The 22,737-nt window shown below is 66.4% G+C and carries 20 protein-coding genes; 12 read left to right on the top strand and 8 right to left on the bottom strand.

The genetic code is table 11. The features are described from left to right. Positions 1 to 59: 59 nt before the first annotated feature. From ACGRVM_RS15475 to ACGRVM_RS15465, 3 genes are all read right to left on the bottom strand, one after another. The gene (locus tag ACGRVM_RS15475) at positions 60 to 1,736 is read right to left on the bottom strand and encodes a mechanosensitive ion channel family protein (protein WP_377173102.1); all 1,677 of its coding nucleotides are present in this window, start codon (positions 1,734 to 1,736) and stop codon (positions 60 to 62) included. Between the two features lie 54 nt (positions 1,737 to 1,790). Beyond that, positions 1,791 to 3,488 (bottom strand): type I secretion protein, encoded by a 1,698-nt coding sequence (locus ACGRVM_RS15470; protein WP_377173104.1) that lies wholly within the window; start codon positions 3,486 to 3,488, stop codon positions 1,791 to 1,793. Between the two features lie 209 nt (positions 3,489 to 3,697). After that, positions 3,698 to 4,411, bottom strand: a complete 714-nt coding sequence (locus tag ACGRVM_RS15465) for a GntR family transcriptional regulator (RefSeq protein WP_377173105.1) — start codon at positions 4,409 to 4,411, stop codon at positions 3,698 to 3,700. A 195-nt stretch (positions 4,412 to 4,606) separates the two neighbouring features. Here ACGRVM_RS15465 and ACGRVM_RS15460 point away from each other — a divergent pair, with 195 nt between their 5' ends. From ACGRVM_RS15460 to ACGRVM_RS15405, 12 genes are all read left to right on the top strand, one after another. Beyond that, entirely contained in the window at positions 4,607 to 5,602 is a 996-nt protein-coding gene (locus ACGRVM_RS15460; protein ID WP_377173107.1) for an NAD(P)H-quinone oxidoreductase, read from the top strand. Positions 5,603 to 5,672: 70 nt separating this feature from the next. Further along, the gene (locus tag ACGRVM_RS15455) at positions 5,673 to 6,878 is read left to right on the top strand and encodes an ABC transporter substrate-binding protein (protein WP_377173109.1); all 1,206 of its coding nucleotides are present in this window, start codon (positions 5,673 to 5,675) and stop codon (positions 6,876 to 6,878) included. A gap of 84 nt (positions 6,879 to 6,962) precedes the next feature. Continuing rightward, positions 6,963 to 7,847, top strand: coding sequence for a branched-chain amino acid ABC transporter permease (locus tag ACGRVM_RS15450; protein ID WP_377173111.1), 885 nt, complete (start codon positions 6,963 to 6,965; stop codon positions 7,845 to 7,847). After that, on the top strand, positions 7,844 to 9,649 hold the full coding sequence (locus ACGRVM_RS15445; RefSeq protein WP_377173112.1) for a branched-chain amino acid ABC transporter ATP-binding protein/permease: 1,806 nt from the start codon (positions 7,844 to 7,846) through the stop codon (positions 9,647 to 9,649). The genes ACGRVM_RS15450 and ACGRVM_RS15445 overlap by 4 nt, the downstream gene beginning before the upstream one ends. After that, positions 9,642 to 10,346, top strand: a complete 705-nt coding sequence (locus ACGRVM_RS15440) for an ABC transporter ATP-binding protein (RefSeq protein ID WP_377173114.1) — start codon at positions 9,642 to 9,644, stop codon at positions 10,344 to 10,346. The genes ACGRVM_RS15445 and ACGRVM_RS15440 overlap by 8 nt, the downstream gene beginning before the upstream one ends. A gap of 1 nt (position 10,347) precedes the next feature. After that, on the top strand, positions 10,348 to 11,154 hold the full coding sequence (gene fabG, locus ACGRVM_RS15435; RefSeq protein ID WP_377173116.1) for a 3-oxoacyl-ACP reductase FabG: 807 nt from the start codon (positions 10,348 to 10,350) through the stop codon (positions 11,152 to 11,154). Positions 11,155 to 11,210: 56 nt separating this feature from the next. Next, complete coding sequence (locus ACGRVM_RS15430) at positions 11,211 to 12,005, top strand: shikimate dehydrogenase family protein (protein WP_377173118.1); 795 nt, start codon at positions 11,211 to 11,213, stop codon at positions 12,003 to 12,005. After that, positions 12,005 to 13,393, top strand: coding sequence for an FAD-binding oxidoreductase (locus ACGRVM_RS15425; RefSeq protein ID WP_377173120.1), 1,389 nt, complete (start codon positions 12,005 to 12,007; stop codon positions 13,391 to 13,393). Before ACGRVM_RS15430 ends, ACGRVM_RS15425 begins: the two co-directional genes overlap by 1 nt. Beyond that, a complete protein-coding gene (locus tag ACGRVM_RS15420; RefSeq protein WP_377173122.1) occupies positions 13,386 to 14,987 on the top strand; it encodes a GMC family oxidoreductase in 1,602 nt (533 codons plus the stop codon). Before ACGRVM_RS15425 ends, ACGRVM_RS15420 begins: the two co-directional genes overlap by 8 nt. Next, positions 14,984 to 15,778 carry an SDR family NAD(P)-dependent oxidoreductase gene (locus ACGRVM_RS15415; protein ID WP_377173124.1) on the top strand — a complete coding sequence of 265 codons (795 nt, stop codon included), beginning with the start codon at positions 14,984 to 14,986 and terminating at the stop codon, positions 15,776 to 15,778. Before ACGRVM_RS15420 ends, ACGRVM_RS15415 begins: the two co-directional genes overlap by 4 nt. A 3-nt stretch (positions 15,779 to 15,781) precedes the next feature. Continuing rightward, the gene (locus ACGRVM_RS15410) at positions 15,782 to 16,525 is read left to right on the top strand and encodes an SDR family NAD(P)-dependent oxidoreductase (protein ID WP_377173126.1); all 744 of its coding nucleotides are present in this window, start codon (positions 15,782 to 15,784) and stop codon (positions 16,523 to 16,525) included. Between the two features lie 12 nt (positions 16,526 to 16,537). Then, entirely contained in the window at positions 16,538 to 18,715 is a 2,178-nt protein-coding gene (locus tag ACGRVM_RS15405; protein WP_377173128.1) for an alpha-ketoacid dehydrogenase subunit alpha/beta, read from the top strand. On the opposite strand, the gene phoB is transcribed toward ACGRVM_RS15405, so the two are convergent. The 5 genes from phoB to ACGRVM_RS15380 form a co-directional block, all read right to left on the bottom strand. Further along, a complete protein-coding gene (gene phoB / locus ACGRVM_RS15400) occupies positions 18,712 to 19,419 on the bottom strand; it encodes a phosphate regulon transcriptional regulator PhoB (RefSeq protein WP_377173130.1) in 708 nt (235 codons plus the stop codon). The two genes, ACGRVM_RS15405 and phoB, sit on opposite strands and share 4 nt — an antisense overlap. After that, positions 19,416 to 20,129 carry a phosphate signaling complex protein PhoU gene (gene phoU, locus ACGRVM_RS15395; RefSeq protein ID WP_377173132.1) on the bottom strand — a complete coding sequence of 238 codons (714 nt, stop codon included), beginning with the start codon at positions 20,127 to 20,129 and terminating at the stop codon, positions 19,416 to 19,418. Before phoU ends, phoB begins: the two co-directional genes overlap by 4 nt. A 3-nt stretch (positions 20,130 to 20,132) precedes the next feature. After that, entirely contained in the window at positions 20,133 to 20,900 is a 768-nt protein-coding gene (pstB, locus tag ACGRVM_RS15390; RefSeq protein WP_377173134.1) for a phosphate ABC transporter ATP-binding protein PstB, read from the bottom strand. Between the two features lie 27 nt (positions 20,901 to 20,927). Continuing rightward, positions 20,928 to 22,247, bottom strand: a complete 1,320-nt coding sequence (pstA, locus tag ACGRVM_RS15385; protein WP_377173136.1) for a phosphate ABC transporter permease PstA — start codon at positions 22,245 to 22,247, stop codon at positions 20,928 to 20,930. Then, positions 22,244 to 22,737: PstC family ABC transporter permease (locus tag ACGRVM_RS15380; protein WP_394624067.1), on the bottom strand; the 494-nt coding region annotated here is incomplete at its 5' end. The genes ACGRVM_RS15380 and pstA, both read right to left, overlap by 4 nt.

Here is a 22,737-nt window from a genome sequence, read left to right as displayed (position 1 = left end):
CAACTTTTGCGCGGCGCGGGTCGACGTCGCGTCATCCGGCGTGGCGACTGCCCCAAGTCTCAGTTTTCGCCCGCTTCTTTCCTGGGCTGGCGGTCGAGCTCCACGCGGTCCTGCGGCCACCAGTCCGGGTGGTTCTCGCGGATATGCTTCAGGAGCTTCTCACGCAGGCGCATCGCGGTCTCCCACCCCGTCGAGGGGTCCGGCGACATCGCGTAGAACGACATCTCCTGCCCCGCCTCGCCATGCGCGGTCACCGCCGTGAAGAGCTGGTCATGCTCGATCACGCCCTCATCCTCCCTGGCGATGTCAAAGAAGACCTCGCGCAGAATTTCCATGTCGGCGCGGTGATCGAGGAAGATCGTGATCGTCTTGAGGATGCGCGCATCCTTGACCGACCAGTTCTCGAAGGGCTGCGAGACGAAGTATTTCACCGGCACGATGATGCGCCGCTCGTCCCATGTGCGCAGGCGCAGGAAGGTGTAGAAGATGCTCTCCACATAGGCCCAGTTGCCCTCGAAGAGGATGCTGTCGCCGATGCGGATGGGCTTGGCCAGCGCGATCTGCAAGGAGGCCATGATGTTGCCCAGCACCGCCTGCCCCGCGATGCCCAGAAGCACCGTCAGCACACCCGCCGAGGCCAAGAGCGACATGCCGAGCGAGTCGAAGAGATTGAGCCGCGAGAGCACGACGATCACCGCGATCCCGACCATGAGCAGCACGATCACCCGCCGGATCGCGTAGATCGAGGTATAAAGCTCGCGCTCGTCGAGGCTGCGGGTGTCGTCGATCTCGCCGATGACGCCGAGCGTGATCCGGTCGAGCACCGCGTCGACCACCTTGAGCGCCGTGATCCCGATGCCCGCGACCATGACGATGAGCAGGAAGGGCCGCAGGAGCGTCGTCGCGGGGCCCGAGAAAGACACGCCGAGTTCGAGCATGAATTGAGCCGCCACCGCGACGGCGACGAGGCCGAGCGGCACGCGCACCCGCTCGAGCGCCTGCCGGATCACCGGCCGCTCGACCCGCTTAGCCGCCGCCCCGACGGTGCGGCTCACGATCCAGCCGAAGCCGAAAAGCGCGCCGAGCATCACCGGAAGGATCAGCCACTCCCAAAGGCGCAGGCCTGCCACCGGGGCGTTGAGCCGCTCGGGAATGTAGCGCTCGAACCGGCCGGGGCCAAACGCCTCGAACAGCTTGGGAATGTTCTGCACGGTCTGCGGCGTGAAGAGCCAGATCGCATCGGCGCCCTCGGCCTTGTAGCGCCCCAGCCGGATCTCGTAGGCCTGCCCGTCGACTTCGACCATCTTCAGCCCGATATCGCGGCGCGGCTTGCCCACCAGCGGGTTGTTCGACGCGCCCGTCTCGATCATCGCATCGGGCCGCGCCGATAGGCCCGCCCAGTCGATCCAGAGCTGCCGCTCGATCACGAGCGCGAGTTGCCGGGCAAGCTCGGGGCCGCGCTCGGCGCGCCGCTCGGGCGTCAGATCGCTGAGGTTGAGATAGCGCGCGGCGGCGTTCAATTGCCCCGCTTCGGTCAATTCGAGAAAGCTGCGCACCGCCTCGCGCGGGGTCCGGCGCTGAACCTGCGTCTCGCCCTCGCCGCTCTCGAGGGCGGCGGCGTCAATCTCGTACCAGGTGCCCTCGGCGGTCTCGTCCTGCGCGAGAGCACCCTCGGCCGCGAAGGCGATCACCAGCACCGCGAGGAGCCGGGACGATATCCGAAGAAGGGCACGCATGGCGCTCAGAGTGTCGGCAGCGCGCGCGTTAATCAAGCGGGTTTCACAGTCGGCCTAGAAGCCGCCGGCCAGCCCGGCCAGAAGGAGCAGGGGCAGAAGAACGGCCCCCATCCCCAGATCCATGCCGCCCCCGTCATCCACCGGGACGGCGGGCACGTCCTCGTCCGGCGGATCTTCTTCCTCGGGCGGTATCGGCGGCAGAAGATCGTCGCCGGGCGCAAGAAAGCTCGGCGCGAAGGCTTCGGTCGGGGTGACGCCGGTCATGCGGACCTCCATGATCTCGCCCGGCGCGAGCACCGCCTCGATAAAGCCGTCCCGATAGATCTCGGCGGCGTCCATCTCCTCCAGCACCGCCGCCGACCGGTTCGAGCCGGGCGCCGCGCCCTCCTCGACACCGAGCACGCGGATCGAGACGTCCTGCACCTCTGCGACAAGCTGCGAGACGTCGATATCGGTCTGCGTGACCTCCTCGCGCGCGTTCGAGGCGATGTAGAAGGCCAGATCCCCTCCCCCGGCAAAGCCGTGCACATCGACGGCGCCCGCCGGCATCTCGGTCTCGCGACCCTCGGGCTGAAAGTCGAGCAGCCGCTTGCCCGGCAGGGTCTCGGACATCATGCGGAACATCTCGCCCGGCGCGGCGGGCGCGTCCAGCGTCGGGCCGACGGCGAGCGCATTGGCCGTATTCTGCAAGAGCGGCCAGACCTGCGCCTGATCGACCCCGTTCTTCATGAAGCCTTCCATGAGATTCAGCATCTCGTGCGACTGGTAGAGGCCGTAATCCCGCTCGTCTTCATAGACCGACGTCGCGGCCTTTTGGTTCCACTCGGTCACGTGCGTTTCGAGATCGGGCCGCTCCTCGAGCCAGGACCGCTGGAACTGGCTGATATCGGTATAGCGCGAATTGGGAAAATCGGGCGCCTTGGAATAGACATGCGTGGCGATGCCGTCCACATCGCCCAGCCGTCCCGCCTCCTGAAACCGCTCCACGATGATCTTGTTGTTCACGAATTGCCAGTTGATGCGCCCGCTGCCGTAGACGGCGTTCTCCTCGGTCAGATCGAGCCCGTAGGTCTCGTTCAGATCGGCGAGCGCCGCATCGTTCGGCACGCCCTCATAGACCTCGTCGAGCGACGAGAAATTGTAATTCTGTCCGATCTGCACGAGGATTTCCGTCTGCGCCGCCTGCGGAAACTCCTCCTGCAGGGCCAGAAGCTCCTCGTCGATGATGCCCGTCATCTCGGCCGAAAGGCGCCCGTATTCGGCGGCATTCATCTGCCCCGCGCCCCAATACTCGTTGCCGATCTCGAAGGACTGCACCTCCGCCGGACCGTATCGGCCAGAAATCGCGTCCCGCACGAAGCCGCGCAGCGTCTCCGCATCGACCTCGGGCAGGCGGTCGCCATTCGCGTCGGTGGCCGTCTCGGAGAGCTGGTCGCGCGTCGGGATCACGATATTGACGCTGCGGCCCGTCTCGGCGGCATAGCCCATGATCTCCGAAAGCGGGATGAAATCGGTCGTCTCGCCGGTCGCGGCGTCGATGGCGCGCACGGCATCGGGATCGGACAGATCGAAGAACTGTTCGGTCAGCGAGCCGCCGGGATAGCGCAAGCTCGTGACGCCGAGCGCCTCGACGGGCGCGACGAACGAATCCTGCGGCTCCTCCTCGGTCCGCGTCGCGATCACGTTGCCGCCGAAAAGGCCGTGATCTGCGCGCGTGCCCACAAGGCGTGCGGTCGGGTCGAGACGTGGCATGGTATGGACCTCCTTCGATCATGCGAAAGGCGGCCGGCCTGAAAAAACTTGCTTCAATATGAATTTGAACCACTCCTCCTAGAGGAGAGTTGCGCAAGTTTCAGTTATCTTTAGATATAGTCGTCTCTTTCGATAGCCATTCGCGCGGAGCGCGGGCACGAATCGGGCGGCGCGGCATGTCCTTTCCACTGGCCACGGCTTGGCCGGTATCAGGCCCCGCCGCTGTCCTTTGCGTGATGCAGAAGGCCTTGCCCGCCATGTTCGATGTCATGGCAGATCGCGCGCCGCGTCACATCGGGGTCGCGGGCGCGCAGCCCTTCAATTACCGTCAGGTGCGGGTGGATATCGTGGAACGGGTTTCCCGCGTCGTAAAGATGCGACAGCAGCGGCCCACAGCGCACCCAGAGGTTCTCGACGATCTCGAGCAGGATCGGCATCCCGCCCGCGCGGCAGAGCGACAGGTGAAACTGCGTGTTGAGGTCGATCGCCTGCGCGAAATCTCCCGCCTCGAAGGCGCGCGACAGCTGCGCGTGCATCGCCTCGAGCGCATCGATCTGAGCGTCGGTCGCACATGTTGCGGCGGCGGCGGCGGCACGCCCCTCGAGGTCGAGCCGGATGTTGCGGATCTCGATCAATTGCTCGCGGCTGAGCTCGGGCACCATCGCCGTCCCGCGCGCATCGAGCGCGAGCGCATCGAGCGAGACGAGCCGCAGAAACGCTTCGCGCATCGGCGTCGCGCTGATTCCGAATCGCTTGGACATGGGTCTGAGACGCAGCTTCTCGCCCGGTTTGAGCTGCCCGCCCATCAATGCCTCGCGCAGCGCGAAATAGGCCCTATCGCCCAGATTTTCCTTGGTAATCGGGCTTGCCCAGGCATGGGCATCACCGCCTTCGGGCGTGTTTTCCAAACTCCGCGTTGACAAGTATGCGCCTCCCCTGCTTATTCTTGTTATAACAAATAACGCATTCGCGCCCATAGCCTGATTATTATGCACGGCGTCCCGCTCAAAGCGAGATCGAAGCGCAGGGAAGGCAAGGGGCGGCGGGGTGTTCGGCGTGCCGGGGAGGGCACGGCGGACATGAGGCCCCGAACGGATGCCGAAGCGGAGGAGATCGCGATGACCGATACGATGCGGGCCGTCACGGCCAGCGGTGCGGGTGGCCCCGAGGTTCTGGATGTGGTCCAGCTGCCGCGCCCCACGCCCGGGCCCGGTCAGATCCTGGTGCGCGTCCATGCCGCGGGCATCAACCGCCCCGACGTGATGCAGCGCGAGGGAAATTACCCGCCGCCGCCCGGCGCGTCGGACATTCTCGGCCTTGAAATGGCGGGCGTCGTCGAAGCGCTCGGCGAGGGCGCCAGCCGCTTCGCCGTCGGCGACCGCGTCATGGCGCTGGTCCCGAGCGGCGGCTACGGCGAGTGGTGCGCCGTGCACGAAACGAACGCCCTGCCCGTGCCCGAGGGCATGAGCATGATCGAAGCCGGTGGCATCCCCGAGACCTATTTCACCGTCTGGTCCAACGTATTTCAGCGCGCGGGGCTGAAGACGGGCGAGACGATCCTCATTCATGGCGGCACGTCAGGCATCGGCACGACGACGATCCTTCTGGCCAAGGCGCTCGGCAGCCGCGTCATCGTGACCTGCGGCAGCGACGCGAAATGCGAGGCCGCCAAAGCCAACGGCGCCGATGTCGCGATCAACTACAAGAGTTCCGATTTCGTCGAGGAGGCCAGGAAGGCAACGGATGGCAAGGGCCCGGAGGTGATCCTCGACATGGTCGGCGGCGACTACATGCAGCGCAATCTCGAGGCCGTGGCCATCGACGGGCGCATCGCGCAGATCGCCTTTCAAAAGCCGCCCAAGGCCGAGCTCAACATGCTGCAACTTCTGACCAAGCGGCTGACATGGACCGGCTCCACCCTGCGCGCGCGTCCCGTCGAGATGAAAGCCGATCTCGCCCGCGCACTCGAAGAGCATGTGCTGCCGCTCCTCGCCAAGGGCGTGGCCGTGCCGGTGATCGACAGCACCTTCCCGCTCTCGGACGTGCGCGGCGCGCACGCGAAAATGGATGAAGGCTCGCATGTCGGCAAGATCGTCCTGACCATGACCGATTGACCAACCGCACGCCGGCGCGGAGGAGCGCGCTGGCGGGCCGAACGAAGACCAACCAGGGGAGGAGAACCCAATGAAACTGACCACAATCCTGAAGACCACCGCTGCCGCGGGCGCCATTCTGGGCGCGCAGGCGGCCCATGCCGAAGTCACCTTCGGTGCGCTTTATCCGTTCAGCGGCCAGCTTGCCCTGCTCGGCGAGGAATCCGCGCGCGGGCTGGAACTGGCCGTGGACGAGATCAATGCCAATGGCGGCCTGCAAGGCGAGCAGATCGTGCTCGAGCGCGGCGACGCCGTGGACAACAACCAGGCCATCGGCGAAGCCCGCCGCCTCATCTCGCGAGAGAACGTCAAGGCGATCTTCGGCTCCTATTCCTCGAGCCGCTCCATCGCGGCGAGCCAGGTGGCCGAACTCTCGGGCATCCCCTATTTCGAACTCGGCGCCGTTGCGGACGAAGTCACGGGCCGCGGGCTCGAGTATCTCTTCCGCGTCAACCCGACCGCCGAGGACATGGCCGATACGATCATCAACATGATCGTCGACAAGGTCGCGCCCATGAACGGCGTCGAGGCGAGCGATCTCAAGATCGGAATCATCCACGAGGACAGCAGCTACGGCACATCGGTGTCCGGGCATCAGGAGCGCTTCGCCGAGGAAGCCGGCCTCGATGTCGTCGCCAAGCTGGCCTATCCCGCCTCGACCGTCGACATGTCCTCCATCGTGCTCGATCTCAAGCAGCGCGAAGTCGACGTGGTGCTCCAGACCTCCTACCAGAACGACTCGGTGCTGTTCCTCCAGCAGTCCAACGAGGCCGGTTTCGAGCCCCTGGCCGTGATCGGCGGCGGTGGCGGCTATTCCACCCAGGCGACGGCCGATGCGGTGGGCCACGAGATTATCGACGGCGTGCTGAACACCGACTTCACGCAGTATATCGTGAACAAGGAATTCACCCCCGGTATCGACGACTTCCTTGCGGCCTATGACGCGAAATACGGCGGCGAGCCGCTTTCGGGCCATTCGCTGACCAACTATGTCGGCGCGATGGCTATCCTGACAGCGCTCAACGAAGCCTCGGATTTCGAACCGGCGACCATCATCGAGACGGTCAAGGCCATCGACATCCCCGAGGGCACGACCGCCGCGGGCTATGGCGTGAAGTTCGGCGAGAACAATCAGAACGAGCGCGCCCGGATGATGGGCCTGCAATGGCAGGACGGCAAGTTGGTGACGGTCTATCCGGACGATGCCGCCGCGGCCGAGATGCGCACCAAGAACTGATCTTGGTCTTCTGATCCGGCGACGGATCGCAAGGAGCGGGCCGCCGCGCGGGCCGCTCCGAACCCGGACAAGGTGGGATAGTCGATGGACGTGTTTCTTCAAGTCGTGGTGAACGGCCTGCTTCTGGGCGGCCTGTTCGCCATCACCAGCGTGGGGCTCACGCTGATCTTCGGGATCGTCAAGGTCGTGAACTTCGCCCATGGCGAATTCCTGATGATCGGGATGTATGCGACCTTTCTGGTCAGCACATCGCTGGGCATGCACCCCTACGTGGCCGTCGCGGCCATCGTGCCGCTCCTCTTCGTGCTGGGGATGCTGACCCAGAAGTTGCTGATCGAGCCGCTGATGGGCGCGCGCAATCACGACATCCAGATCTTCGCCACCGTCGGCCTTTCGACCGCGCTCATCAACCTCGCGCTGCTGATCTTCGGCGCCGACATCTACACGACGCCCGCCTACGGCTTGCGCTCCTCGATCGAGATCGGGCCGGTCCGCATGCTGACGGGACAGATCGTCATGTTCGCCGTCGCGACGCTTCTGGTGATCGGCCTTCATCTCTTCCTGCAACGCACCCAGGCGGGCCGCGGCATCCGGGCGGTTGCGCAGAACCGCGCCGCGGCGCAGCTCATGGGCATCAATGTAAGCCGCGTCTACATGGTCACCTTCGGCCTCGGCGCCGCCTGCGTCGGCGTCGCCGCCTGCCTCGTCGCGCCGCTCTATCCGACCTCACCCGGGATCGGCACCTATTTTGTGCTGACCGCCTTCGTGGTCGTGGTGCTCGGCGGCCTCGGATCGATCGGGGGCGCGTTCCTCGGCGCGATGATCATCGGCCTGATCGACAGTCTCGCGGGCTTCTACATCGGCTCTGACATGCGCGAAGTCGCGGTGTTCACGGTCTTTCTTCTCATCCTGATCCTGCGTCCGCAGGGCCTGTTCGGAGGGCGACTGAACCTGTCGCATGTATCATGACGGATCAAACCAGCACCCAGACCGCCCCGATGGGCACCAAGGCCAAGCGCAGCACCGGCGCCGCCATCGCGCTGGCCGTCCTTCTTGCCGCGATCTTCATCACGCCTGTCGCGGTGGACGACCAGTTCGTCTATCACATCTTCATCACGATCTGCATCTTCGCGGGCCTGTCGACGGCGTGGAACATCGTCGGCGGTTTCGCCGGGCAGCTTTCGCTCGGCCATGCGATCTTCTACGGGATCGGCGCCTATACCGGCGTCATGCTGACCAATATCGGCATCTCGCCCTGGATCGGCATGTTCGCCGGGGCGGGCATCGCCGCGGTCGTCGCGATCATCATCAGCTATCCCTGCTTTCGTCTGCACGGGCCGTTCTTCGCGCTGGCGACCATCGCCTTTCTCGAGGTCTTCCATCAGCTCGCGCTGCATTTCCGCGACTTCACCGGCGGCGCGACGGGCATGATGATCCCGCTCAATATCGGCTGGGAATGGATGGTCTTCCGCGAACGTCTGCCCGCTCTCATCATCGCCTTCGGCATGATGTGCTTCATCCTCGCCGTCGCATGGTATATCCGCTCGCATCGCCTCGGCTTTCAGCTCGTCGCGACGCGCGAGCGGGAGAGCGCGGCGCGCGCCGCCGGGATCGGCACCGTCAAGGTGCGGCTGATCGCGGTCGCCATTTCGGCCGCCCTCACCGCGATGATGGGCACGTTCCACGGCATGTACCTGACCTTCGTCGAACCTGAATCGGCCTTCTCGCTCGCCTTCTCGATCCAGATCGCGATGTTCGCGCTGATCGGCGGGCTCGGCACGGTCTTCGGCCCGCTTCTGGGCGCGGTGCTCCTCGTGCCGATCACCGAATTCGCTCGCGGCGCGCTCGGCGCTGAGGCGGTGGGCCTGCACGGCTTCGTCTATGGCGCGGTTCTGGTGCTTGTCGTCATATTCATCCCGAACGGGCTGATGGGCGTCGTCGGGCGTTGGTTCAAACCCGACGATACCGAAGGCAAGCAGGCCGCGGAGGTCGCCGCCCCCGAGGTCGCGCGCCAGTTCACCCCGCCCGAGCCGGGCGAGGAGATCGTGCGCGTGCGGAACCTGAACAAACATTTCGGCGGTCTGCATGTGACCAACGACGTGTCTTTCACCCTGCGCGAGGGCGAGATCCTCGGCCTCATCGGTCCCAACGGCGCGGGCAAGACGACGGTCTTCAACATGATCTCGGGCTTTCTCGATGCCGATGGCGGCACGGTCGAGATCAAGGGGAAGGACGGCAAGTGGCACACACCCAGGACACCTGCCGATTTCGCGTCTCTGGGCGTCGGGCGCACCTTCCAGATCGTGCAGCCCTTCGCGGCCATGACCGTCGAGGAAAACATCATGGTCGGCGCGTTCCACCGTTATCCGCATGTCGATGACGCGCGTGCGGCGGCGCGGCGCACCGCCGAGAAAATGGGCCTCGCGCCCTATCTCAACGCCGAGGCATCGTCGCTTACCATCGGCGGGCTCAAGCGTCTCGAAGTCGCCCGCGTCATGGCGATGGAGCCGCGTGTCCTGCTGCTCGACGAGGTGATGGCGGGCATCAACCAGGCCGACGTGCGCCGCGCGATCGACCTGATGCTGTCGATCCGCGACGAGGGTGTGTCAATCATCGCGATCGAACATGTGATGCAGGCCGTCATGTCGCTCTCGGATCATGTGATCGTGCTGAGTTCCGGCGAGGTCATCGCCGAGGGCAAGCCGAAGGAAGTGGTCGAAGACAGCCAGGTGATCGAGGCATATCTGGGCAAGGAGTTCACCCATGCTTGAGCTGAGCGGCATCCATTCGGGCTATGACAGCACCACCATCCTTCAGGACGTCTCTCTTACCGTGGCCGAGGGCGAGGTCGTCACCATCGTCGGCGCCAACGGCGCCGGCAAGACGACGACGCTGCGCACGATCTCGGGACTCATCAAGCCGACGGCGGGCACGATCCGCTTCGAGGGGCAGGACATCACGAGGCTTTCGTCCCACGAGACGGTCGAGCTCGGCATCACCCTCATTCCCGAGGGACGCCAGCTTTTCCCGGACATGACCGTGCGCGAGAACCTGATGATGGGCGCCTACCGCAAGGGCGCGCGCGCCAGCCAGTCGCAGATCATGGACGAGGTGCTGGCCCTCTTTCCGCGCGTCGCCGAGCGGCTCGAGCAGAAGGCCAACTCCCTCTCGGGCGGCGAGCAGCAGATGGTCGCCATCGCGCGGGGACTTATGTCCAAGCCGCGCCTTCTGATGTTCGACGAGCCGTCCCTCGGCCTCGCCCCCATCATCGTCGCGCAGGTGTTCGAGGTGATCGACAGCATCGTGAAGACCGGCGCGACGGTGCTCATCGTCGAGCAGAACGTCTTTCACACGCTCAAGGCCGCCGATCGGGGCTATGTGCTGGAGAACGGCGAGATCGTGCTGAGCGACGACGCGGACGCGCTTCTCGAGAACCCGCATGTGCGCAAGGCCTATCTGGGGATCTGAGATGGAGCGCAGCGAGATCACCCCCGAAGATCTGGACACCCGGCCGAGTCATGCGGGTCGGCACGTACTCGTCACCGGCGCTGGGAACGGCATCGGCCGCGCGCTCGCCCTCGGCTTCGCCCGGCGCGGGGCCACGGTGGGTGTCGCGGACATGAACGAGGACGCCATTGCCGAGACCGCCGCGCTGATCGGCAAGGCGGGGCTAGGCCATGCGGTGCCGCTGACGCTCGACGTGGCCGATTGGGACGCCGTTGAGCAGATATGCGCGCGCTTCGCCGCCGATCACGCGCCGTTCGATACGGTCGTCAACAATGCGGGCATCTCGCCCAAGCATGACGGCAAACCTCATGGCGTCTGGCAGATGGACCCCGCGGAATGGCGCCGTGTCGTCGACGTGAACCTGACCGGCAGTTTCAACACGATCCGCGCGGTCACACCCGGTATGCGCGAGGCTGGGCGCGGCTGGATCGTCAACATGAGCTCCGTCGCCGGCAAGACCCACTCGCCCATCGTGGCGAGCCACTATGCCGCGACGAAATCCGCCATCGTGGGTTTCACCATCCACCTGGCCGCCGAGCTCGGTCCGTTCGGCATCCGCGTCAACGCGCTGGCGCCGGGCCGGATCGAGACGCCGATGGTCGCGGGCGCGGGAAAGGCCGCCAATGACGCGCAGATCGCGCTCACGCCCATGGGGCGGCTCGGCCAGCCCGCCGAGGTGGCCGACACCGCGCTATGGCTCACCTCAAGCGAGGCGAGCTTCGTCACCGGTCAGACAATCGACGTGGCCGGCGGGCTTTATATGACGTGAGCCCCTGCGCTCAACACATGACGTGAGCGGCGACGCTCGAAGCTGAAGGCAAGGACATGAGTCAGATCACCGGCAACACGAAGCTATACGGCATCCTCGCCGACCCCATCCACCACGTCAAAACCCCGCAGGTGATGAACCGGCTGTTCGCCGAGGAAGGCCATGACGGTGTTCTGGTTCCGCTGCATGTCCGAGCCGAGGGGCTCCAGGATGCGGTGCAGGGTCTGCGCCGGATTCAGTCCCTGAAGGGCGTGATCGTGACAGTTCCGCACAAGACCGTGATCCCCGCGCTCTGCGACGCGTTGACCGATCAGGCCCGCATGGTGGGCGCGGTCAATTGCATCCGCCGGGACGCGGATGGCACGCTCACGGGCGCGATCCTCGACGGCGTGGGCTTCGTCGAGGGGCTGCGCGGCGCAGGACATGATCCCGAGGGGCTGCGCGTGATCCTCGCCGGGGCGGGCGGCGCCGCAAGCGCCATCGCCTTCGCGCTGGCCGAGGCGGGCATCGCCGGGCTGACCATCGCGAACCGCACCGAAGCGCGGGCACGGGGTCTCGCCGACCGCGTCGCCAAGGCCTATCCGGACGTCATCCTTTCGACGGACGAGAGCGCTGTGGCGCAGGCCGATCTGGTGGTCAACGCCACATCGCTCGGCATGCGCGAGGGCGATGCGCTGCCGCTCGACACCAGCCAGCTTCACGCAGGCCAGATCGTCGCGGAGGCGATCATGGACCCTGCCGTGACCCCCCTCCTCGCCGCCGCCGAGCAGGCGGGCGCGCGCACCCATCCGGGCCTGCCGATGCTCAAAAGCCAGGCCCGCCTCATGGCCGAATACATGGGCGCCATCTGATGCCCGGCGACGCCCCCCTTCTCGAAAGACTGCGCGCCATCTGCGGCGATGCCGCCGTGCTGACGGGCGGCGACATGGCCGCCTATGCGACCGATTGGCGGGGCATGTTCCACGGGCGCCCGCTCTGCGTTCTGCGGCCCGCCGGAACCGAGGAGGTGGCGCGCTGCGTCGCAGCCTGCGCCGAGGCAGGCACCGCCATCGTGCCGCAAGGCGGTAATACCGGCCTCGCCGGGGGCGCCACGCCCGACGAAAGCGGCACGGAAGTCATCCTCGCGCTCGACCGCATGACCGCCATCCGCCGGATCGATCCGGTGGGCATGACCGTGGAAGTCGAGGCAGGCACGATCCTGCAAACGGTTCAGGACGCCGTGCGGAATGAGAACCGCCTTTTGCCGATCAGCCTCGCCGCCGAAGGATCGGCCCGGATCGGAGGGCTGATCGCCACGAATGCGGGCGGGGTCGACGTGCTGCGCTACGGCATGACGCGCGCGCTGGTCCTCGGCCTCGAAGTGGTGCTGCCGGACGGGCAGATCCTCAGCCGCCTGCGGCATCTGCGCAAGGACAATGCAGGCTATGATCTGAAACAGCTTTTCATCGGGACCGAAGGCACGCTCGGGATCGTCACCGCGGCCGTCCTGCGCCTCGTCCCCCTGCCCCGCCACCGCGCCACCGCGCTCATCGCCGTACCGGACATCGCGTCGGCCATCGCGCTCTATGCACGCGCACAGAACGAAATCGGCGAGGCGCTGTCGGCGTTCGAGCTCATCTCGGGCGCGGGTCTCGATCTGATATCTGAGCATATGGGCCAGACCGCGCCCGTCCACGCCGATTGGGTGCTGCTGATCGAGGCGGGCTCGTCCCTTCCCGGGCTTCGGGAGGCGGCTGAAAAGCTGCTGGAGGCCGCCTTCGAGGAAGGCTGGGCCACCGACGGCGTGCTGGCCGAGTCGGGCGCGCAGGCCGATGCGCTCTGGCAATTGCGCGAGAGCCTGACCGAAGCCGAAGGCAAGGCCGGGGGCGCGATCAAGCATGACATCTCGGTGCCGATCCCGGGCATGGATGCGTTCCTGCAAGAGGCGGGCGCAATGCTGCGCGATGTGGCTCCGGAAGCACGGCTCAACGTCTTCGGCCATCTGGGCGACGGGAACCTTCATTACAACGTGATGAACGTCGCCAAGGAAGATGCCGCCCGCGTCAATGCCGCCCTGCACGACATGGTCGCTGCGCATCACGGCTCGATCTCGGCCGAGCATGGGCTGGGCCAATACCGCGTCGCCGAATGGGCGCGGCTCGCCGGCGCGGTGGAGCATGACCTGACCCACCGGATCAAGGACGCGCTCGATCCGGCGGGCCTGATGAACCCCGGCAAGGTGGTGCCGACACGTGGATAGCGCATTCGATTACATCATCGTCGGCGGCGGCAATGCGGGCTGCGTACTGGCCAATCGCCTGAGCGCATCGGGCAAGCATCGCGTGCTACTGATCGAGGCCGGAGACGAGGGGCAGAGCCATTGGGTGGATATCCCCGCCGGCTTCTCGAAACTGCTGACCAATCCGCGCCACAACTGGCGCCTGACGAGCGAGCCGGAAGAGGCGACGATGAACCGCGTCATCTCGATCCCCAAGGGAAAGGGGCTGGGCGGCTCGACCCTCATCAACGGAATGATCTATGTGCGCGGCCAGCCGCAGGATTTCGACGGCTGGGCACAGCGCGGCTGCACCGGCTGGGGCTTCGACGACGTGCTGCCCTATTTCAAACGGATCGAGGATTACGACGAGGCCGAGGGCGATCTGCGCGCGCGCGGCGGCCCCCTGCCCCTGACCACGGTGAAGGAACGCCCCGAAATCGGGCGCGCCTTCATCCGCGCGGCCAAGGCGGCGGGCCACCCCGAGAATGACGACTACAACGGCGCGTCGCAGGATGGCTTCGGCTATTACCAAGTCAATCAGAAGGACGGGCGCCGCGTTTCGGCGGCCACCGCCTATCTGGCTCCGGCACGCCATCGCGCGAACCTGGCGATCTGGACCGGCGCGCAGGCGCAGCGCATACTCATGGACGGACGCCGCGCCACCGGCGTTGAAGTGATGCAGAACGGCTGCAAGCTGCAGGCCCATGCGCGCGCCGAGGTGGTGCTGGCCGCGGGCGCCTTTCACACGCCGCAACTGCTCGAGTTGTCGGGGATCGGAGACCCCGAGGTACTGCGCGGCGCGGGCGTCGATGTGCTGCATGAGGCGCCGGCAGTCGGCGCCAACTACATCGACCATTTTTGCACCCGCATGAACTGGCGCGTGACGCAGCCGGTGACGCTCAACGAAATGACGCGCGGCCTCAGCCTCGTGAGATCGGTCCTGCAATACGCGCTCACCCGCAAGGGCATTTTGACCTACGGCACCGGCCTTGTGCATGGTTTCATGCGCACCCGGCCCGATCTCGAAGGGCCGGATGTGCAGCTCTTCTTCCTGCATGCCAGCTATGCCAATGCCGCCGAGCGCAAGCTGGACCGTCAGCCGGGCATGACCATCGGTGTCACGCAACTGCGCCCCGAGTCGCGCGGAACAGTGCATATCGGAAGCCCCGATCCCGCGCGCCAACCCGTGATACGGCCCAATTTCCTCGCCACGCCCGAGGATTGCCGCGCCATGGTGGACGGCATGAAGATGACACGCGATATCGTGGCACAGGCCCCGATGGACGCCTTTCGCGGCCCCGAGATCAGCCCCGGCGAGAGCTGCCGAAGCGATGGGGACTGGCTGCAATTCGCGCGCGACAACGGCCAGACGATCTATCACGCCAGCGGCACCTGCCGGATGGGCGCGGACGAGGCCTCGGTCGTCGATCCGGCACTCAAAATGCGCGGCCTCGAAGGGCTGCGCATCGTCGATGCGTCGATCATGCCGACCATCGTGTCGGGCAACACGCAGGCCGCCGTCTTCATGATCGCGGAAAAAGGCGCGGACCTCATCCTGAAGGACGCGGCGGGATGACGCGTGCCTTCGCTCCCGCCACCTATCCCGGCCTTGCGGGCCGCGCTGTCCTGAACACCGGGGGCGCGCGCGGCATCGGCTATGCGATGGCGCGCGCCTTCGCCCGCCACGGCGCGTATCTGATGCTGATGGACCGCGACGCGGACGCGCTGGCCGGGGCGGCGGCGACGCTGCGCGCCGACTTTCCCGACGCGCGTATCGCCGTGCATGCGGGCTCGGTCACCGAGGAGGCGGACGTCGCCGCCGCCTGCGATGCCTGCGCCGAGAGCTTCGGCAGTCTCGATATACTGCTTACCAATGCGGGCATCTCGATGAACAGGCCCAGCCTCGATCTGAGCCCCGCCGACTGGCGCCGTGCGATCGACGTGAACCTTACCGGCACTTTCCTCTGTGCGCAGGCCGCCGCGCGGCACATGAAGGCGCAGGGCGGCGGCGTCATTCTCAACACCGCGTCGATGTGGGGCCTTTCGGCCTCGGCGAACCGCGCGGCCTATTGCGCCTCGAAGGCAGGAGTCATCTCGCTGACCGAAGTTCTGGCCGACGAGTGGGCCGCCCACGGCATCCGCGTCAACGCGATCTGCCCCGGCTACATCCGCACCGCGCTGACGGACGAGTTGATCGCAGATGGCAAGCTGGACCTCGCGGCGATCGAGGCGCGCACGCCGCAGGGCCGCATGGGCACGCCCGAGGAAGTGGCTGAAATGGCGGTCTATCTCGCCTCGGACGCGGCGGTTTTCATCACCGGGCACGCGCATCTGGCGGATGGCGGGTTTCGCGCAAGGGGGTTCTAGACGATGAACGCGAGTTTCGATTTCAGCGGCCGCACGCTTCTGCTGACCGGCGCCGCAGGCGGTATCGGACGCTGCATCGCCGAGCTTTTCCATCGCTCGGGCGCGAACCTCGTTCTGGGCGACAGGGACGAGGCAGCACTCGAGACACTGGCCGAGGACATGGACGGCGCGCGCATCGCCATGCTGGCCGGCGACGCCGCCGATCCCGATGACGCCCAAAGGCTGGTGGATCTCGCCGTCTCCCGCTTCGGCGGCATCGACTACCTGATCCCAGGCGCGGGCGTCTATCCCGCGCAGCCCTTCGCCCAGATGTCGGACGACGAATGGCGGCGGACCCTCGCCGTCAATCTGGACGGCGTCTTCTACATTTGCCGCCGCGCGCAGCCGCATTTGAGACCGGGCGGTGCGCTCGTTTTTCTCACCTCGCTCGCGCCGCATCGCGGCGCGCTGACCAACGCGCATTACGCTGCCGCCAAGGGCGCGGTGGGCGCGCTGATGCGCTCGCTCACCCGTGAGCTCGCGCCCGATATCCGCTGCAACGCAATCGCGCCCGGCATCATCGACACGCCCATGATCGGCGATTTCAAGAAAACCCGCAGCGACGAGACGCTGAAACTGACGCCCCTCGCCCGGCTCGGCCTGCCCGAGGAAGTCGCCAGCGTCGCAGCCTTCCTCGCGAGCGACGCGGCCAGCTTCGTTTCCGGCGAGACGATACAGGTCAATGGCGGCCTCTACATGGTCGCCTGAGAGGAGCCACGAATGCCAGAATACCGCGATCTTGCCCCCCTCGCCCCGTGGCGCGAGATCACCGTGACGGATGAGGATCGCAGCGGCGTCGACCCGAAGACCGGCTGCACCATCCTCGCCCAACTGCACCTCATCCGCGCCTTCGAGGAAAAGGTTCTCGACCTCGCCGGCAAGCAACTCGTACACGGGCCAGCACATTCCGCCATCGGGCAGGAAGGCGGCGCCGTCGGATCCGCGATGGCCCTTGGCGACGGCGATCAGGTCAACGGCTCGCACCGGGCGCATCACCAGTTCCTGGCCAAGTCGCTGCGCCATGTCGCCGCCAGCATCTCCGCCACCGAGGATTTCCCCGCAGCGATCCGCGATCTGTCGAAATGCACGATGGCCGAGATCATGGGCCTTGCCCAGGGCTTCTGCCGGGGGCGCGGCGGCTCGATGCATCTGCGCTGGGAAGAGGCGGGCAACCTCGGCACCAACGCCATCGTGGGGGGCGGCGTGCCGATGGCGGCGGGCGCTGCCTGGGCGCATCGGAATGCGGGAACGGACCGCGTCGTCTACAGCTATTTCGGGGATGGCGCCACGAATATCGGCTCCGTTCTCGAGACGATGAACATCGCGGCGGCGTGGAAGCTGCCGATCTGCTTTTTCATCGAGAACAACCGATATGCCGTGTCTACCACGGTCGAGGAGTCGACGGCCGAGCCGCGCCTGTCGTCGCGTGGTCTTGCCTTCGGCATCCCCTCTTTCAAGGTCGACGGGATGGACCCGGTCGCCGTCTATCGCGCCGCCCTCGCCGCGAACGAAATCATGCGCGGAGGGGACGGGCCCACCATCATCGAGGCCGACCTCTACCGCTATTTCCACCAGAACGGCCCCCTGCCCGGCAGCGCCTTCGGCTACCGCGCCAAGGAAGAGGAGGCCGAGTGGCGCGCGCGAGACCCGCTCGACGCGATGGCACGAAACCTGATGGAGCGGCAGGTGCTCGGCGAGGACGACGTGGCCGCCCTGCGGGATCGCGCGGTCCGGCTGATGGACGATGTCGCGGGCGAGCTGACCGAGATGCACGAGGGACGCCCCCGCATCATCCCGAGCCTCTGGCCCGAGGAAAGTTTCCGGGACGCGGGCCTGCGTGGCGATCTGTCGGAATTCGAAGGCGCCCGCACCGCTGAGGAGGCGACGTTCGACGGCACGCTGCAAGAGGCGAAGTTCGTCGATACGGTCGCAGATGTGATGCACCGCCGGATGACCGAGGACGACCGCATCGTCGTTCTCGGCGAGGATGTGCACCGCCTCAAGGGCGGCACGAACGGTGCGACACGCGGGCTGGCCGACGCCTTCCCTGCCCGCGTCCTCGGCACCCCGATCAGCGAGAACGCCTTCACCGGCATCGCCGCGGGCATGGCGGCGGACGGGCGCGTGCGGCCCGTCATCGAATTCATGTACCCCGATTTCATGTGGGTGGCCGCCGATCAGGTCTTCAACCAGATCGGCAAGTTCCGCCACATGTTCGGCGGCGATGCGGACATGCCGCTGGTCCTGCGCACCAAGGTGGCCATCGGCACGGGCTATGGCTCGCAGCATTCGATGGACCCCGCGGGCATCTTCGCCACCGCCCCCGGCTGGCGCATCGTGGCCCCCTCCACACCCTTCGACTATGTGGGGCTCATGAACGCCGCCCTTCTGTGCCGCGATCCCGTGTTGGTGCTGGAGCATGTGGAGCTTTACGCCAGCAAGGGCGCCGCACCTGTCGACGATCTTGACTACATCATTCCCCTTGGCCGCGCCAAGGTGGTGCGGGCCGGCACGAAACTCACCGTGCTCACCTATCTCGCGATGGTCGAGAAGACGCGCGAGGTGGTGGATGACCTCGGGATCGACGCCGAGATCATCGATCTGCGCAGCCTCGACCGCGCGTCTCTCGATTGGAATACAATCGAGGCCTCCATTCGCAAGACGAACAATGTCCTAATCGTCGAGCAGGGCGCGCAGGGCACTTCTTATGGGGGATGGCTGGCCGACGCGCTCCAGCGCCGCGTCTTCGACTGGCTCGATCAGCCCATCCAGCGCGTGACCGGCGCGGAGGCATCGCCCAGCATCTCCAAGGTGCTCGAGACCGCCGCGAGCGCGGGCCGGCGCGAAATCGAAGACGCCCTGCGCCGGATGATGGCCGATATGGGCGCGCCGCTCTAGCCGAGGGCGTATCCGGCGCCGCGCACGGTGCGGATGACGTCGGCGCGCATCGCGTCGCCCTGCCCCAGCGCCTTGCGCAGGCGGCCCACATGAACATCGACGGTGCGGCTGTCGACATGGATGTCGCGGCCCCAGACGCGGTCCAGAAGCTGCTCGCGGCTCAGCACGCGGCCCGGGCGCTCCATCAGCGTGGCGAGAAGGCGGAACTCGGTCGGACCCAGCTTGACCTCGGTGCCGCCGCGCGTGACGCGGTGCGTCTCGCCGTCGAGCACGATGTCCTCGAATTCGAGCCGCGCACCGGCGGCGGCGGGGCGCGAGCGGCGGAGCTGCGCCTGAACGCGCGCCATCAGCTCGGCCAGCGAATAGGGCTTGGTCATGTAGTCGTCGGCCCCGGTATCGAGGCCGCGCACCATGTCCACCTCCTCGGTCCGGGCCGAGAGCATGATGATCGGCACGCCGCGCGTCGCGGGGCGGGACTTGATCTGGCGGCAGACCTCGATGCCCGACACATTCGGAAGCATCCAGTCGAGAAGGATCAGATCGGGCGTGCCTTCGGCCACCAGCATCAGCGCCTCTTCGCCGTCCCCGGCCCGGATCACCTCGAGGCCCGCGGCCTCGAGATTATAGGCCAGCACTTCGCGTTGCGCGGGTTCGTCCTCGACCAGGAGCACGGAAGGCCGCCCTGTGGTGAAGGCGGCGTTCATCCCTCCGCCACCTCCGCATCGACGGAGGTGGCGTCGCCCTTGGGACGGTCCTCGTCCGGGTGCTGGCCGGTGACCATGTAGATCACCTGCTCGGCGATGGCGGTCACGTGATCGCCCATCCGCTCGGTGTTCTTGGCGATGAAATGCAGATGCATGCAGGGCGTGATGTTGCGCGTGTCCTCGAGCATGAAGGTCAGAAGCTCGCGGAAGACCGCGTTGTACATCTGGTCCACGTCCTCGTCGCGCTCCAGAACCTCGCGGGCGAGATCGGCGTCGCGGCGCACATAGGCGTCGAGCGCGTCCTTCAGCATGCGCTGCACCTCGCGCGCCATGCGGCGCAGCGCGGCCGTGCCGCCCTCGACCTGGGGCATGCCCGCCAGAAGCGTCGTGCGCTTGGCCATGTTCTTGGCATAGTCGCCGATCCGCTCGAGGTTGCCCGAGATCTTGATGACCCCGAGGATGAGACGCAGGTCGATCGCCGTGGGGGCGCGCAGCGCGATGATGCGCGCGGCCTCGTCATTGAGCTGATCCTCGAGCGCGTCGATGGCCCGGTCCTCGGCGCGGACCTGCTGCGCCGCTTCCTCGTCCTGCGCATCGAGCGCCGAGGCCGCGTTGAGGATGGCCTGTTCGACCAGGCCGCCCATGCGGGTGATGAGCACCTCGACCGATTCCAGATCGCGGTCATAGGCGGATGTGATGTGCTTGCTCATGTCTTATCCTATCCGTCCGGTGATGTAGCTTTCGGTCCGCTTGTCCACGGGATTGGTGAAGATCTGCCCGGTCTCGCCGTATTCGACGAGATTGCCGAGATGGAAGAACGCGGTGCGCTGGCTGACCCGCGCCGCCTGCTGCATCGAGTGGGTCACGATCGCGACGCAGAAATCCTTTGTCAGGTTCGCGATCAGCTCCTCGACCTGGCCCGTCGCGATGGGATCGAGCGCGCTGCACGGCTCGTCCATCAGCAGCACTTCGGGCTGCGTGGCGATGGCGCGCGCGATGCACAGGCGCTGCTGCTGTCCGCCCGAGAGGCCGGTGCCGGGGGCGGTCAGGCGGTCCTTGACCTCTTCCCAGAGCGCGGCATGGCGCAGCGCCTCCTCGACGAGCTGGTCGAGATCGGCGCGGGTCGGCGCGAGCCCGTGGATGCGCGGCCCGTAGGCGACGTTATCATAGATCGACTTCGGAAAGGGGTTCGGCTTCTGAAAGACCATCCCGACCCGCGCGCGCAGCTGCACGGGGTCGACCCGGCGGTCGTAGATGTCCTGCCCGTCGAGATGGATATCCCCCTCGACGCGGCAGATGTCGATCGTGTCGTTCATCCGGTTGAGGCAGCGCAGGAAGGTGGACTTGCCACAGCCCGAGGGGCCGATGAAGGCCGTCACCGTGCGGTCCTCGAGATCGACGCTCACATCCTTGATCGCGTGCGTGTCCCCATACCAGACCTGAACGCCGTTGGCGGACATCTTGATGGGTTTGTTGGTCATGTCCTGCATGGGAATCCGTCTTTCTATTTACCAGCGGCGCTCGAAGCGGCGACGCAGCAGAATGGCGATGAGGTTCACGGCCAGAAGCACGAGCAGAAGGATGATGATCCCGCCCCAGGCGCGTTCGTAATAGGCGGGGTCCGCCCGTTTGGCCCATTCGAAGATCTGCGCGGGCATGGCCGAGTTCGGGTCGAGAAAGGCCGAGCTGATGCCGTCGGGATAGTTGGTGGCGACATAGCCCACCATCCCGATGAGCAGGAGCGGCGCGGTCTCGCCAAGGGCCTGCGCGATGCCGATGATCGTGCCCGTCAGGATGCCCGGCATCGCGAGCGGCAGAACATGGTGGAAGACCGCCTGCATCTTGGACGCCCCCACCCCGAGCGCCGCGTCACGGATCGAGGGCGGCACGGATTTGAGACTGGCGCGGGTCGAGATGATGATCGTCGGTAGCGTCATGAGCGTCAGCACGAGGCCGCCCACGAGCGGCGCCGATTGCGGCAGGTTCGCGAACTGTATGAAGGCGGCGAGGCCGAGGATACCGAAGACGATGGACGGCACCGCCGCGAGGTTCGAGATGTTCACCTCGATCAGGTCCGTGAAGCGGTTCTTCGGCGCGAACTCCTCGAGATAGATCGACGCGGCCACCCCGATGGGCAGCGACAGGATCAGCACGACCGCCATCATCGCGAGCGAGCCGAGGATGGAGACGCCCATGCCCGCCTGCTCGGGCCGGCTTTCCGAGGCGTCCGCGCCGGTGATGAACTCCGAGTTGAAGCCCTTGGCGGCGATGCCCGCCTCCTTCATCGCGTCCACGATATCGAGATGCGCGGCATCGATATTCTTGTCGCGCGCCACGTCCTCGCGCATCACGCGGCCCTTGAGATACCCGTCCACACGGCTCGACGCGAGCAATTGGAAGGTCACCGTCTCGCCGATCAGATCGGGATTGGCGATCACGCGATCGCGCAGCTGCGCGGCGGCCGAGGGCGAGACGAGCGCCTTCATGTCGGCGGCATCGGTCAGCTCGGTCTGCGTGCCGAGCGCCTCGACCTGCGCGAGGAGCGCGTCGTTGATGAGCGGCGCGTAGCCGAAGGTCGAGACCTTGGCGATCTCCTCGGGGTCGCGGTTCCCGTTCTTGTCGAGCGCCGCCGGGTCGAGATAGACCGGCACCTCGAGATAGGTCTGCTGGAAGGCGCCGCGCCCGTTGACGATGATCGTCGTCAGGAGCACCACGAGAAACCCGATGCCGATGGCGATGGCGATCGCCCCATAGGCCTTGAAGCGTTTCTCGGCGGCGTTGCGGCGGCGGGTGCGCGCGTCGGGCACCAGAAGGCTGTTCTGTGTCATTCGTATTGCTCGCGATATCTGCGCACGATCCAGAGGGCGACGACGTTCAGCCCCAGCGTGATGACGAAAAGGGTCATCCCCAGCGCGAAGGCGACGAGCGCCTCGGGAGAGGAGAAGTCGGCGTCACCGGTCAGCTGGCTGACGATCTTGGCGGTGACCGTGGTCATGGCGTCGAAGGGGTTGAGGCCCAGCTTGGCGGCGGCGCCCGCGCCCAGCACGACGATCATCGTCTCGCCGATGGCGCGGCTCGCGGCCAGAAGGACGGCGCCCACGATCCCCGGAAGCGCGGCGGGCAGCACGACTTGGCGGATGGTTTCCGAGCGGGTCGCGCCGAGGCCGTAGCTGCCATCGCGCAGCGCCTGCGGCACGCCGCCCATGATGTCGTCGCTGAGCGAGCTGACGAAGGGAATGAGCATGATGCCCATGACGAGGCCCGCGGTCATGACCGCCGTGCCCGCCTGCATCCAGCCCAGACCGTCGCGGCCGAAGA

The organism is Roseovarius aquimarinus (genome assembly GCF_043661195.1).
GTDB lineage: Bacteria > Pseudomonadota > Alphaproteobacteria > Rhodobacterales > Rhodobacteraceae > Roseovarius > Roseovarius aquimarinus.
The sequence above is the reverse complement of the archived record's forward strand: the minus strand, read 5'-3'. Positions and strand labels throughout refer to the sequence as shown.

Bases quoted from the DNA above. Each gene is read 5' to 3' on its own strand.
- ACGRVM_RS15475 (WP_377173102.1), bottom strand. From the start codon at position 1,736: ATGCGTGCCCTTCTTCGGATATCGTCCCGGCTCCTCGCGGTGCTGGTG.
- ACGRVM_RS15470 (WP_377173104.1), bottom strand. From the start codon at position 3,488: ATGCCACGTCTCGACCCGACCGCACGCCTTGTGGGCACGCGCGCAGAT.
- ACGRVM_RS15460 (WP_377173107.1), top strand. From the start codon at position 4,607: ATGACCGATACGATGCGGGCCGTCACGGCCAGCGGTGCGGGTGGCCCC.
- ACGRVM_RS15455 (WP_377173109.1), top strand. From the start codon at position 5,673: ATGAAACTGACCACAATCCTGAAGACCACCGCTGCCGCGGGCGCCATT.
- ACGRVM_RS15450 (WP_377173111.1), top strand. From the start codon at position 6,963: ATGGACGTGTTTCTTCAAGTCGTGGTGAACGGCCTGCTTCTGGGCGGC.
- ACGRVM_RS15445 (WP_377173112.1), top strand. From the start codon at position 7,844: ATGACGGATCAAACCAGCACCCAGACCGCCCCGATGGGCACCAAGGCC.
- ACGRVM_RS15440 (WP_377173114.1), top strand. From the start codon at position 9,642: ATGCTTGAGCTGAGCGGCATCCATTCGGGCTATGACAGCACCACCATC.
- fabG (WP_377173116.1), top strand. From the start codon at position 10,348: ATGGAGCGCAGCGAGATCACCCCCGAAGATCTGGACACCCGGCCGAGT.
- ACGRVM_RS15430 (WP_377173118.1), top strand. From the start codon at position 11,211: ATGAGTCAGATCACCGGCAACACGAAGCTATACGGCATCCTCGCCGAC.
- ACGRVM_RS15425 (WP_377173120.1), top strand. From the start codon at position 12,005: ATGCCCGGCGACGCCCCCCTTCTCGAAAGACTGCGCGCCATCTGCGGC.
- ACGRVM_RS15415 (WP_377173124.1), top strand. From the start codon at position 14,984: ATGACGCGTGCCTTCGCTCCCGCCACCTATCCCGGCCTTGCGGGCCGC.
- ACGRVM_RS15410 (WP_377173126.1), top strand. From the start codon at position 15,782: ATGAACGCGAGTTTCGATTTCAGCGGCCGCACGCTTCTGCTGACCGGC.
- ACGRVM_RS15405 (WP_377173128.1), top strand. From the start codon at position 16,538: ATGCCAGAATACCGCGATCTTGCCCCCCTCGCCCCGTGGCGCGAGATC.
- phoB (WP_377173130.1), bottom strand. From the start codon at position 19,419: ATGAACGCCGCCTTCACCACAGGGCGGCCTTCCGTGCTCCTGGTCGAG.
- phoU (WP_377173132.1), bottom strand. From the start codon at position 20,129: ATGAGCAAGCACATCACATCCGCCTATGACCGCGATCTGGAATCGGTC.
- pstB (WP_377173134.1), bottom strand. From the start codon at position 20,900: ATGACCAACAAACCCATCAAGATGTCCGCCAACGGCGTTCAGGTCTGG.
- pstA (WP_377173136.1), bottom strand. From the start codon at position 22,247: ATGACACAGAACAGCCTTCTGGTGCCCGACGCGCGCACCCGCCGCCGC.